General features: G+C 47.8%; 13 protein-coding genes and 5 tRNA genes. 1 reads left to right on the forward strand and 17 read right to left on the reverse strand.

Annotated elements, in window-relative coordinates:
- The first annotated feature begins 283 nt into the window (after positions 1–283).
- Positions 284–481 carry a cold-shock protein gene (locus FP827_03255; protein ID MBA3052096.1) on the forward strand — a complete coding sequence of 66 codons (198 nt, stop codon included), beginning with the start codon at positions 284–286 and terminating at the stop codon, positions 479–481.
- A 323-nt stretch (positions 482–804) separates the two neighbouring features.
- Here the strand turns inward: FP827_03255 and FP827_03260 are convergent.
- The 17 genes from FP827_03260 to FP827_03340 all read right to left on the reverse strand — a co-directional run bounded on the left by FP827_03260 (position 805) and on the right by FP827_03340 (position 11,590).
- A tRNA-Ala gene (locus FP827_03260) sits at positions 805–877 on the reverse strand.
- Positions 878–957: 80 nt separating this feature from the next.
- Positions 958–1,030: transfer RNA gene (locus FP827_03265), tRNA-Lys, on the reverse strand.
- Between the two features lie 14 nt (positions 1,031–1,044).
- A tRNA-Arg gene (locus tag FP827_03270) sits at positions 1,045–1,118 on the reverse strand.
- A gap of 143 nt (positions 1,119–1,261) precedes the next feature.
- Positions 1,262–2,257, reverse strand: a complete 996-nt coding sequence (locus FP827_03275) for a phosphatidylserine/phosphatidylglycerophosphate/cardiolipin synthase family protein (GenBank protein MBA3052097.1) — start codon at positions 2,255–2,257, stop codon at positions 1,262–1,264.
- Positions 2,254–2,472 carry a DUF3006 domain-containing protein gene (locus tag FP827_03280; GenBank protein MBA3052098.1) on the reverse strand — a complete coding sequence of 73 codons (219 nt, stop codon included), beginning with the start codon at positions 2,470–2,472 and terminating at the stop codon, positions 2,254–2,256. The genes FP827_03275 and FP827_03280 overlap by 4 nt, the downstream gene beginning before the upstream one ends.
- A gap of 31 nt (positions 2,473–2,503) precedes the next feature.
- A complete protein-coding gene (gene add / locus FP827_03285; protein ID MBA3052099.1) occupies positions 2,504–3,550 on the reverse strand; it encodes an adenosine deaminase in 1,047 nt (348 codons plus the stop codon).
- 2 nt (positions 3,551–3,552) lie between these two features.
- The gene (locus FP827_03290; protein ID MBA3052100.1) at positions 3,553–4,164 is read right to left on the reverse strand and encodes a hypothetical protein; all 612 of its coding nucleotides are present in this window, start codon (positions 4,162–4,164) and stop codon (positions 3,553–3,555) included.
- Positions 4,161–5,159 (reverse strand): sugar phosphate isomerase/epimerase, encoded by a 999-nt coding sequence (locus FP827_03295; protein ID MBA3052101.1) that lies wholly within the window; start codon positions 5,157–5,159, stop codon positions 4,161–4,163. Before FP827_03295 ends, FP827_03290 begins: the two co-directional genes overlap by 4 nt.
- On the reverse strand, positions 5,160–6,098 hold the full coding sequence (locus FP827_03300) for a sugar kinase (protein MBA3052102.1): 939 nt from the start codon (positions 6,096–6,098) through the stop codon (positions 5,160–5,162).
- Positions 6,095–6,967 carry an S-methyl-5'-thioadenosine phosphorylase gene (gene mtnP, locus FP827_03305; protein ID MBA3052103.1) on the reverse strand — a complete coding sequence of 291 codons (873 nt, stop codon included), beginning with the start codon at positions 6,965–6,967 and terminating at the stop codon, positions 6,095–6,097. Before mtnP ends, FP827_03300 begins: the two co-directional genes overlap by 4 nt.
- An 11-nt stretch (positions 6,968–6,978) precedes the next feature.
- Positions 6,979–8,247: a DHH family phosphoesterase gene (locus tag FP827_03310; protein MBA3052104.1), complete on the reverse strand. Its 1,269-nt coding sequence runs from the start codon at positions 8,245–8,247 to the stop codon at positions 6,979–6,981.
- Positions 8,244–8,873, reverse strand: coding sequence for a hypothetical protein (locus tag FP827_03315; GenBank protein ID MBA3052105.1), 630 nt, complete (start codon positions 8,871–8,873; stop codon positions 8,244–8,246). The genes FP827_03310 and FP827_03315 overlap by 4 nt, the downstream gene beginning before the upstream one ends.
- Complete coding sequence (locus FP827_03320) at positions 8,870–9,850, reverse strand: sugar phosphate isomerase/epimerase (GenBank protein MBA3052106.1); 981 nt, start codon at positions 9,848–9,850, stop codon at positions 8,870–8,872. Before FP827_03320 ends, FP827_03315 begins: the two co-directional genes overlap by 4 nt.
- A gap of 141 nt (positions 9,851–9,991) precedes the next feature.
- A complete protein-coding gene (locus tag FP827_03325; protein MBA3052107.1) occupies positions 9,992–10,570 on the reverse strand; it encodes a ribonuclease HI family protein in 579 nt (192 codons plus the stop codon).
- 28 nt (positions 10,571–10,598) lie between these two features.
- On the reverse strand, positions 10,599–11,312 hold the full coding sequence (locus tag FP827_03330) for a hypothetical protein (protein ID MBA3052108.1): 714 nt from the start codon (positions 11,310–11,312) through the stop codon (positions 10,599–10,601).
- A 73-nt stretch (positions 11,313–11,385) separates the two neighbouring features.
- Positions 11,386–11,459 (reverse strand) — tRNA-Val (locus tag FP827_03335).
- 57 nt (positions 11,460–11,516) lie between these two features.
- Positions 11,517–11,590 (reverse strand) — tRNA-Met (locus FP827_03340).
- Between the last annotated feature and the right edge of the window lie 32 nt (positions 11,591–11,622).

The following is an 11,622-nucleotide window of genomic DNA, read 5'->3' on the forward strand; positions in this document are numbered from 1 at the left end:
ATGTAATGGAATTTGTATAATTTGAACTCGTTAATACTAGCGCTGCCTTTTTATCATGAGCAGGTTTATGGCAGCTAAAGAAGGCTGGAGACGGCGCGCTTCTGACCATAACAGCTCAATATGCTCACTACTGGTGGAACTTGCCGCTATTACCATAATAGGACAACCGTCCCCATTATCGAGCATCATTTGACATAAGCTGTAAATATTGTATCATTGTTCCAATTGATGAAAAAAGCGCTTTGTAGTTTTTTTCAATGTAGAGCCAATTTAGGAGGCTATGATTATGAAAGGTACAGTTAAGTTTTACAATGAACGAAAGAATTTCGGTTTTATCGAACCGGACGACAAGAGCAAGGATCTCTTTGTCCACAAAAATGACATCGAATCCGGCACACTGCAGGATGGAGACAAAGTGGAATTCGATTCTGAAGACGGCGAGAGAGGTTTAAAGGCAGTTCACGTTAAAAAGATTTCATAACAAAATTGAAACCTAATTACGGATATCAAAAATATCTCAAAGAACAGTTAAAGAAAAAAAAGAACGACGAAAAAAGACAGCGAAAACAACAAAAAAACATAAAACCTGAAGAACATTCATAGAAACTGTGCAGGATTACCCCATTCTTGATTTAAGAATGATTAACCTGGCCGGGAAAAACGAGTGCTGGTTCTGATCAAAAAGCGAAAACATATTTTTCATATGACCGAGCTTTTTTTATGACGGCGATGTACGCGTATTCCCATCGGACTTCTTGAATTATTACAATAAACCTATCCCGGCAACGGCCGGGATAGGTTTATTGGAGCAGGCGGGAGTTGAACCCGCGACCTCCACGTTGCGAACGTGGCGTTCTCCCAACTGAACTACTGCCCCTAAAAGATCTGACTCTGTAACTCCTGCAAGCTCGCGCATCGTCCGCCACAGGCGGATTGGCTCGCGTACTACATTAAAAATGGGTCGTATAGGGATCGAACCTATGACCTTGGGCTTAAGAGGCCCCTGCTCTACCAGCTGAGCTAACGACCCTGTATTTTTTTCTTTGCCCCGGAGAAGACTCGAACTCCTAGCCTTGTGGTTCGAAGCCACACGCTCTATCCAGTTGAGCTACCGGGGCGCTCAAATCTCGCGCCAGGGCCTTTCCTTCGCCCTTCGGGCTCAGGTCGCCGCTTTATTCATCGCGGCCGGCACGGGGGGCGCCATAACGTTTACCGTAGCGACTATTATATAAAAAATCCGGCAACAGTAAACCCTCTAAATCTATTTTGCGGAGCCCTGCTCTTTTACCATGAGAAAATACATGTAAAAATATTTTGCGAGAGCCTCGTCTTTTATAACGATATTGGCCTCACGGTAAAGCTCAAAACCGCCGTAGCCCCAGTTGGAAGAGCCTATCATAACGCTGTCGTCGGCGACGGCAAGCTTCGCGTGAGTGATTATTTTTTCGTTGTCAAACAACACATCCACACCGCGAGTTCTGAAATATTCCGCCGCCTCGTCAGTCATCTTGTTGAGCGTGTCATTATAATCGCTTTTCTCCATCACAGCCTCTGTCTTTACGCCTCTGTCAGCGGCGGCAAAAAGAGCATCCAATACTTTCATAACAGGGTTCTCCGTTTCGCCGGGATAAATCTTAATGCCGTATATGAGCAGAGCTATTCTTTCCTTAGCGCTCTCAAACATCCCGATGAGAGCCTCGTCGGCGAATGACGTTTCCACCGTCGTCACGGAGCCGGAAGTAATGCTGCCCGGAGACGCATCCCCGTTCCACATGGCCATAAAATATTCCTCAAACCACTGCCCCAACTTCTTATCTTTGATAAAAACATTGGTCTCGTTATTCCTGTCGATGGAGGTGGAACTCAGATTAGTGGAGCCCATAATGACTTTTTCTCCGTCGGCCACCACGAATTTGGAGTGAGAGAAAACATCCCCGCTGTCAGGCCTGGCGTCGACGCCTATCCTTTTGAGCAGCGGCAGAGCCTCGGCATTATACGAGACGGAATCTTCAAGAATACATCTCACATCAACGCCCCGGTCAACGGCCTCGTTCAAAAGGAAAACCAGCGGGCGCGTGGTTTCATCCATATGGAAATAAAGCTGGCTTATATAAAGCTTTTCTTTGGCGCCTTTTATGATTTCCTTAAGCCGCGGGAGATAATCCCTGTTTGACGCCGGGCGGCATATATAGGCACGCGGCGCGCAGGAAGACAGAACAAACAGCGCCGCGGCAAAGCGGGCGCGGGCGAATATCATTGTTTACGGGATCTTTTCAGAAGTCTTTTTCTTATATCCGAGATATTTTTTTTCACGCGGTCTTTTTCTTTGATGTCGGGGGTGAAGGCAACATCAAAAAAATCGCCTTCTTGTATCTTAAACGGAAATTTCTTCGCCGGGATTTCCATCCTTCCGCCGCCGCGGACAAGGATGACCGCTATCCCTTCCTCAATCCTGTCAACAGAGCATTTCATAAAACCTCCTGAACAGGTTTCATCCTGCCGCTCATCCGGATAAACCGGACATTATTTTCCGGGTTTCTGTTTGTATCCTGTCTTTTAATATTTTTTTCTCGGAGGCTTCGCAAAATGCCGCGTCAATCGCGAGAATATTCATATCCAGCACATCGTCTATTTCGAGGCCGCACTTTGTCTGGACAATATTCCATTCATGCGTGAGGTCTATATTTGACACGCCCCTGTCATCCGTGTTGATTGTGGTTCTGATGCCCTTTCTGTAAAAATCGGGGAGGGGATGGCTTTTATAATCCGCGCACACCCCAGTGTGCACATTGCTTGTGACGCAGACCTCGAGGACAATTCCGGCATTCTTGACGCGTTCCGCGAACACTTCGTTCTCGGCTATTCTCACACCGTGCCCTATGCGGGATGCATGGAGCACATCAACCGCTTCTTTGACTGATTCCCATCCGGCGGCTTCGCCCGCATGAATTGTGACAGGTATCCCCGCGTTTTTCGCGCGGTCAAAAATAAGCGCGAACGGGGCCCCGGGAAAACGGCTCTCATCTCCGGCAAGATCCAGGCCGCACACACCCTGTCCCGTATATTTTTCTGCGAGAGCATAAGTCTTTTCCCAATCCTCGACGGGCGTGCCGCGGTATGCGCAGAGAATAGCTCCTGTTTTTATATCAAAATCCCTCTGCCCTTTCGTCAAACCCGCAAGAACGCTCAGAAGGATGTCTTCCTGCGTCACTTTCTCGGAAGCCTGCAGGCAGGGCGCGAAGCGGATCTCCATATAACGGATATTTTCTTTTGCCGCGTCTTCACAGAGCTCATACGCTATTCTCTCCATTGATTCAGGAGTCCTCAGGTAGGGATAGAAAAATTCGAATTTGTTGAGAAAATCCGTCAGAGAACGGCATGTTGAATCGACCTGCACGAATCCGGCTATACCCGCGGGATCCGGGCACGGAAGTTTACAGCCCGCGGCCTTCATTATGTCAAATATCGTCTGCGGCCTTATCGACCCGTCAAGGTGACAGTGCAGATCAACCTTCGGCAATTTTCTCAGAGCTTCGCCGGAAACCTTCATCTTCAGAATTCGTCCACAACCGAAAGAAGCTGTTTTTCAATATCTTCCGGCGTGACCCCCCCATCGTTTTTGATAACTATGACCTTCACGGGCGCCTTCGACGGGAGCGTGTCCCCGTCATCATTCAGGTATGTCTCTTCCATCTCTTTTCTGGATACAAAATGCGCGTCAATGCCCTCTTCTGCCGCCCTTTTGGTCCTCTCTTCGTTACGGGAAACGCAGGTTTCAAAAGAAGCGTCTATGTACAGCGCCGCAGCGTTTTTCAGTATTTCATCCGAAAAAATAGCAAGAGAGCGGGCGTTGTCAGGCCGTGAAAACTCTATCGCCAGCACGCCTTCTTTTTCTTTATAGCCGAGAGCTTTCTTATTGAGGCCCACGAGCATCTCGTCCCATATGCCCGGATCCATGATCTTAAAACCGCCGTCATCGGTGGGCATGAATCTGTCTGTCCTGCCGGAGGCGACATCGCCGTCGTGAAGTCCCATGAGTATGGGAAAATCGTCTATCCTCTCAAAATTAACAGCCCTGCCGTTTTTCTTCAGTATATCCGTTATAGTCCTGTAAACGATGCTCTTGCCGCATCCCGGCCTTCCAAGTAAAAATATATTTTTCATACAAAAATCTCCGCCAGGTACGCCGACTCTTCCTTGAGGACATCTATCCCGTTAAGAAGATCGTTCATGTCACGCACCGCTGTCTCTACCACCACTATCTCCACTCCCTTTTCCTTGAAGAGTTTATTCATATTCTCCAGATTCTTTCTTTTCAAAAAGCCCTGCTCCCTGTGCAGCGGAGGATGAAACTTGAATGGCGGAGACCCCTTGGGGTCAGGATTGATCCAGAAATCATTAAGATGTACTTCATAAAGCATATCAGCCGGAATTGTTTCTATGATACTTTCTACAGGGTCCGCCAGGGCTTTTCCTCCGAACATAGGAAGAGCTCTTGTAAACCAATGCCCTATATCAAAACAATATTTTACATCAAGTCCCCCGGCTCTTACATCTTTCATCAAAGCCAGCATATCATTCTGTTCAACACCGATGGTGTCAAAAGCGGTATTATTTTCAACGTGCATCAAGAGATCCTTTGTTTTGCAGTATTCCGCCAGTTCTATTGTGCTTTTCCTGAGGCTCTCATTAGCAAGATCGAGATACTTACCTGTCGCCTGATAAAAAGGCACACTTCCCGGATGCATATTAACAAGTTTAGCGCCTATATTCTTCGCAAAATCTATGTACCTTTTCATCAGTGCACAGGCAGCTATACGATCTTCCTCCTGGAATGTAACAACACTCTGCGCGACAAAAGTGTATGGCAGATGCACCGAAATAGACACCCCCTGCTCTTCGGCGTATTTTTTTATTCCCGCTATTTCACCATCAGCCAGGGCAAGGAACGGATTCGGCACACCGCCGTCGAGCTCAATGTGATTCAATCCTATTTGCTTGATAACATCTATCTGCCCCCGGATGTCCTTCTTGGCTTTTATCTGCACCGTGGCGTCCATGTCCGGCACCGTGAGCTTGCCCGATTTTAAGTCTTTTTTTTCCTCATCGGTCAAAAAAGTTGTCTCCAGCATGTTTGTAAAATTTCTGCCTAACCTCATCTATCCTCCTATTATCTTAACTTCCTCAAAATGCACCAATTTAACGAATTCCCTGTATCTTTTATCCACTTCGCTCTTTTTAAGATCCATAAGCCCTTTGACGCCGAATCCGGAAACCGTAAAGGACGAGATAACCGTGCCGTATGCGGCGGCTTTCTTTATACTGCTCCATGTGATTTTCCCGGATGAGGCCAGATAACCCATAAACGCTCCAGCGAAACTGTCGCCGGCGCCGGTGGGATCAACAGCATCCTCGAGCGGATAGGCCGGAAGAAAAAACATCCCCTTTTTACTGAAACATCCGACACCATATTCGCCTTTTTTTACAACGACCGTCTTCACGCCCTTTTTCAGCAATTGCCTAGCCGCTTTGATTATGTTGTGCTCGCCGGTGTACTGTCTTATCTCGGCCTCATTGATAAGAATAGCGTCGAGGCCCGGCAAAAGGGCGCCTATGTGCTTTTTTTTACTTTCTATCCAGAAATTCATCGTGTCAAGCGCCTTGTACCCTCCTGATTTAGGGAATTTCATCTGCTTCAAAACTTTTTTCTGCAGCACGGGGTCTATGTTGGCCAGAAACAAATGCTTTGATCCGCGCAAAGCCTCCGGCACCGACGGGTCAAACTTCTCAAAAACGTTTAACTGGGTATCCAGGCTTATGGCCGTTGAGAGATCCCATGAATATTTACCTCTCCAGAAAAAAGTTTTGCCCGGCTCTCTTTTTATTCCGTCGGTATTGATCCCTTTTTTATTCATCTTTTTGAGAAAATCTTCCGGAAAATCCGCGCCGACAACGCCTATGATGGCGACAGGCGAGAAAAAAGACGCCGCAAGCGACGAATACACCGATGAACCGCCGACGCCCCTGTCTATTTTACCAAAGGGCGTGGTTATAGAATCAAGCGCGACCGATCCCACAACAATGATGTTTTCTTTCATTTATCCTCCGGCATGTATTTATCCATTATGACCCCGAGTTTCTTTCTCATGGCGGGGTTTATATATTTTTTATCCGTCATCACCGCTCCCCTGAGCGCGTCGCGGCACAGACACGAACGCTCCGACGACAGGCGCGGAATGATATTTTTGAGTATCTGTTTTGCCTTAGCTATATTTTTATTAAAATTGGATATGACTTTTTCGGTGTTCACCTCTTCGCCTTCTTTCCAGACGTCATAATCCGTCACGTGCGCCATGGTGGCATAGCAGATCTCCGCCTCGCGGGCGAGGAAAGCCTCAGGCATCGCCGTCATGCCCACGATATCCGCGCCCAAAGACCGGTAAAACATGGATTCGGCCTTTGTGGAAAAACGCGGGCCTTCTATAGTGACAAAGGTACCGCCCTTGTGCGCGCGGGCTCCCGTTTCTTCCACGGTTTTATACAAAATATCCGAAAGTTCTCCGCAGAAAGGCTCCGCCAGCGGCACATGCGCCACAACACCCTCACCGAAAAAAGTGGAACGGCCTCTCTGCTTCGTGTTATCAAAGATCTGGGACGGAACAACTATGTCCGTGGGATGATTTTCTTCCTTCAGGGAACCGCAGGCGCTGACGGATATTATCCTTTCAACACCTATGGATTTCAGCGCGTATATGTTTGCCCGCGAATTCACCTCGCTCGGCAGGATCCTGTGGCCGCGGCCGTGGCGGGGAAGAAAAGCCACGCCGACGCCCTCAAGTTCGCCGCAGATTATACTGTCGGACGGCTTGCCGTAAGGAGTGGATACAACGACCTCCTCCACATTTTTAAGGCCCTCAAGATCATAAAGGCCGCTGCCGCCTATTACCGCTATTTTCACTTTTTTCATCGTTACCCCCGTTATAAAGCCGAAAGCTTTTCCTCGAAAAGACCCATAATTTCCCGGATCGGCGCTTTTTTCTTTGTCCTGCATTCCGCCGCGAAAGGATGGCCGCCGCCGGAAGCGTATTCTTTTCCGATTTTTTCCTGCAAGGCCACGGCAAGGCCGTGCGCGAAATTACCGCAGTGCAATTTGCCGTTTTTGGAACGGAAGGAAAAATGCACGCCCTTTTCACCCATGTCCGAGAACATTATGAACATAACATCCTCATTCTCCGAAGGAAGTTCATAAAGGACCACACTTCCCGCCATCGGCATGAGTTTCACTTTTTCGCCCTTGAACAGATAAATATCCGTACCTTGCGCTGTTTTCACAAGATCCGCCTTGTGCATGAGAGAAGCCGTTGCTTCCCAGTCGGAAAGATAATAATCAAATATTTTTTTCGCCCTGACGGAATCGGAAAGAGCTCCTATAAAATCATCCTCCGCTGAAAATGTCAAAGGATTCTTCAGCCATTCCTCAAGATTATCAAAGGCGAACTCCCCGCTTGTTATATCGGCAAGGCCCTTATCTCTGTCATTGTAAAAATACTGAAAGCCGCCGCCGCCGAGCGCGAATATTATCTCCGCGGCCTGATTCAGGAGCGTGGTTTTTGCCCGCTGACGCACCTCGAACATTGTGGGGCGCGCTTCTATCTTATTGAGCAGCCACGCGTATTTTTCTTTGATACCATCGTAAAACGGCTTCACATAATCCGATATATCGTCAGTGGCCGGCTCAATGGCCCAATCGCCTTTAAGGCCTATCAGCGCCGCGATGTCATCGCCGGGATCAACCTCACCGCAAAAAGAAGCGAGCATGTGGGCGACCAAACTCCCCGAGCATCTTTTATATGAGCCGAGCACCGGATTGACAACCATGACCCTTTTAAGTTCTTCGCCCAGAAGAGGGTGATGGTCCAGTATGATTATATTTTCATGTATATCGGCGTAATCGTCATAATAACCCATGGTGGCCTTGTCGGCGACAAATATTATATCAGGGCTGTGGCTGTCAATATCTTTCTTTAAGCGGGATTCCTCAAGTTCCATGGTCGTTGGCACCTTCACTGTTACAGCGATGCCCTTTTTTTCGAGCAAACGCCTGAGTATTATTCCCGAAGTGATGCCGTCCGGATCATCATGACAGTAGATAAGAGCCTTTTTTCCGCGCGCCGCTTCTATCCTTGCTGAGACTTTATCAAAATTCAAAGATCCTGCTTCCGCCTTTATAAATTCCGCGTAATTCATTTTAACTCCTTTATCAGTGCGTCAAACTGCCCTACCAGCGCTTCAAGGCCCTCTGATGCGTTGTCTATCACAAAAAAATCTCCGGGCATAGCATTGTCAAGTTCAGTACGGTTCGAGAGAAACAACTTTTCTATGTCATCATTTTTATAGTAGCTTTCCATGAGATCCGTCGGCACAATATGGTCGTCAAGAGCGTTGTTCTTCTGCTGCTCGAATCTTTTTCTGTTCCGCGCCAGGCACACTTCGTAGGGACAATAAATATACACGATCATCGACCGGGCGAAAGTGTCCAGGCTGAAATTTTTCAACGCCGAAATGTAGTCGGCCCTGGCAAATTCTATAAAAACAAGGTCGTTTTTTGATTTAACGCCCTCAAGCCGGCTGTCTATGATGCTGAGCACCTCATCGACAATGGTGAAATCCGTCACCTCAAAACCGCCCTCTTTTCTCAGATGTCTCTTGAATTCCGTGTCTTTATCCAGAAGCTCTTTGAGGATGGGAAAATCGTCCACCCTTTCGACTTTTTCGATTTTCTCCGTTTCCTTGAGCTTCTTTATTATCGTCTCATACACAAAGGACTTTCCGCATCCCGGCCGCCCAAGAAGGAATATATAATCTTTCTTCATAAGGCCAGGCATTCCTTAACATATTCCAATTCTTCTTTCACAAGCTCATTCCTCTGAACCAGATACTCTTTTACCTTGGATGCGGTTTCAAGAATAATCACTTCCGGCTCGAGTGTCTTAACTATTTTTCCGTATTCTATGAGATTTGCTTTCTGGAGAGGCCCTTCGGTCAGATGCAGGGGCGGATGAAAGGTAAAAGTTTTGGGAACGAAATCATTGAGATGAAGTTCCTTCACCAGTTCTTTGGGTATGGTCTTCATAATCTGTTCGGGGTGTTCGGGAACGGGCTTGGCCTTCCCTCCGGGAGCAAGAGCGCGTGTGAACCAGTGCCCTATGTCCAGGTTATAATACACCTCGGCTCCTTTTTTACGGCATTTCTGAACAAGCCTGATACCGTCTTCAGGTTCTACATATAAAGTATCAAACGATACATTATTCTCAATATGAAAATTGATATCTCCGCCGTATTCGGCCAGTTCAAGAACGCTTTCTATGAGCGCGGCTTCTATCTTCTCCAGCCAGATGGGGCTGCTCATATAAAAAGGCGCTGTCCCCGGATGCATGTTAACGTGTTTCGCTCCTATATCCTTCGCGAAATCTATGTACAGTTTCTGCAGTTCAACCGCTTTCTGCCTGTCTTCCTTCTGTATGCAGGCCACGCCGCTGCCTATCCCCGAATAAGACAGATGGACGGAGAGGGTTATATCATTGTCTTCCGCCTTTTTGCGGATGGCGGAGCGCTCTTCTTTTGTGAAACCGGCATAGGGATTAGGCATATCCGCGTCCAGCTCAATATGATTCAGGCCCTGAGCTTTAGCCATATCCAGCTGTCTGAGCACATTCTTTTTGAACTCAACAAGCCCCAGCGCGTTCATGGAAAACATATCGATCTCACCGCTGAATATTTTGTTCCGCGTTTCCTCCGGTAAAACATCCACAATGAACAAATTCGTAAAATTCCTTCCCAGTCTTATCATTTCTCCTCCTGAAGGCGGATTTGTCCCTGCCTTTTCGAAACTTCAAAAAATCATGCAAAAAACCGGGCGCACCTTAAAAACCCTGTAATTTACCCCCGGGTATATGCCCGTCCCTGATGAACAGGCATGAGAGTTATTGTATCAGTTCTTGCTCTTGATTGCAAGAACGGAAAGAGCGTCCGCCGTCTTGTTTTTTGAGCGCGCGATGTGAGTGAACGACAACGAAGCGTTTTTTTTCGACTTGATTATTTCTATTTTATTTTTGACCTGGAAAAGCAGAGCCGCTATTTCGGCGTCCTTCACTCTCCACAAACCATTGATCTGATTCACCATAAGAAGTGAATCGGAATAAACGCGCAGGGAAGAGAAGTCCTCTTTTATTTTCGCCGCCTCATCCAGCGCGAGAATGAGCGCGGAATACTCCGCCTGATTGTTTGTTTTTATTCCCAGGTATCGGGATACTTCGGCTATGACCCTGGAATCCCTGCTCAAGACGGCCCCCGCGCCCGCCGGGCCGGGGTTGGGCGCAGCGGCGCCGTCCACGAAACATTCAACGACGCCGGTCGCGCCGAGCGACTGGCCTCCGGATGATATTTTTTTTGAAGCGGCGATGAGCATATTCTTCACACGGGACGGTTTTAATGTTTTATATTTTTGATAAAGTTTAGCGAAGCTCTGTTTTTCGGCGAGAAACGCGAAAATTTCCTCATCTTTCACCATGCCGGATTTCCCGGGCGCAATGTTTTGCTCACGCGCACAACATGCGGCCGCAATTCTCACAGACCACAATATCGGATGATGCGACTTCTATAATCTGCTGCCTTGTCAAAGCTATGTTGCAGCCGCCGCAGGAGTTGCCGTCTTTAACTTTCACAACGGCAACTCCGCCTTTTGATTTTCTTATCCTCTCGTATTGCTCAAGAGCCTTTGCGATAGTCCCGTCGGATTTCATGTTTGAGGCACTTTCATCCCGCGCAACTTTTTTAGTGCCGAATTCCGCGGACAAGGCGTCTTTTTCAGCGTTCAGCGCGAGGCCCCGGGAATTCATATCGTCTGTTTGCCTGGCAGCATCCTCTTTCAGAGCAGTGAATGATTTTTTCGCGCCGTCAACCCTGTCCATCAATTCCAGGAGAGAGGTCTCCGCGTCCGAGACCTTGTTTTTTTTATCTTTGATCCCCTCAAGGATCGTTGTATAAAGATCATTCGTCTTAACAGAGTAAAGCTCGGATTGGGATTTTTTTATCTCTTCATTGAGTTTGCGGATATCGTTTTCAAGATCCTGCTGAGCCACGGCCTGTTTTTTGTAATCTTCCTCTTTTACTTTCAGTCCGGCGTTTAAAACATCCGCCTGATTTTTAATAGTATCTATTTCATTAGGGATCACGGCTATGCGTGAGGTGATGGCATCCAGTTCATTATCTTTTGCCTGTAGCCCTATCAGTTTTTCTATAATCTCGGCCATTGTCTCCTCGCGGGACAACACTGTCCCTTTTTCATATGCCCTGGCTCGCTCACCTTTTAGTGCGCTCTAATTTTGGGCGGTATAGGATTCGAACCTATGACCTCTCGGATGTGAACCGAACGCTCTAACCAGCTGAGCTAACCGCCCGTCATTACCCGCCGGCGGGACGCCTTGGCGGGGAGCGCCGCCCCGCACGGATATTTTTGGGCCCGGAAGGACTTGAACCTTCGACCACCGGTTTATGAGACCGATGCTCTAACCAACTGAGCTACAGGCCCTCTTTTTCGTCTTCCCAAAATAGACGCCGTAT

This window comes from Candidatus Omnitrophota bacterium (genome assembly GCA_013791745.1).
GTDB lineage: Bacteria > CG03 > CG03 > CG03 > CG03 > CG03.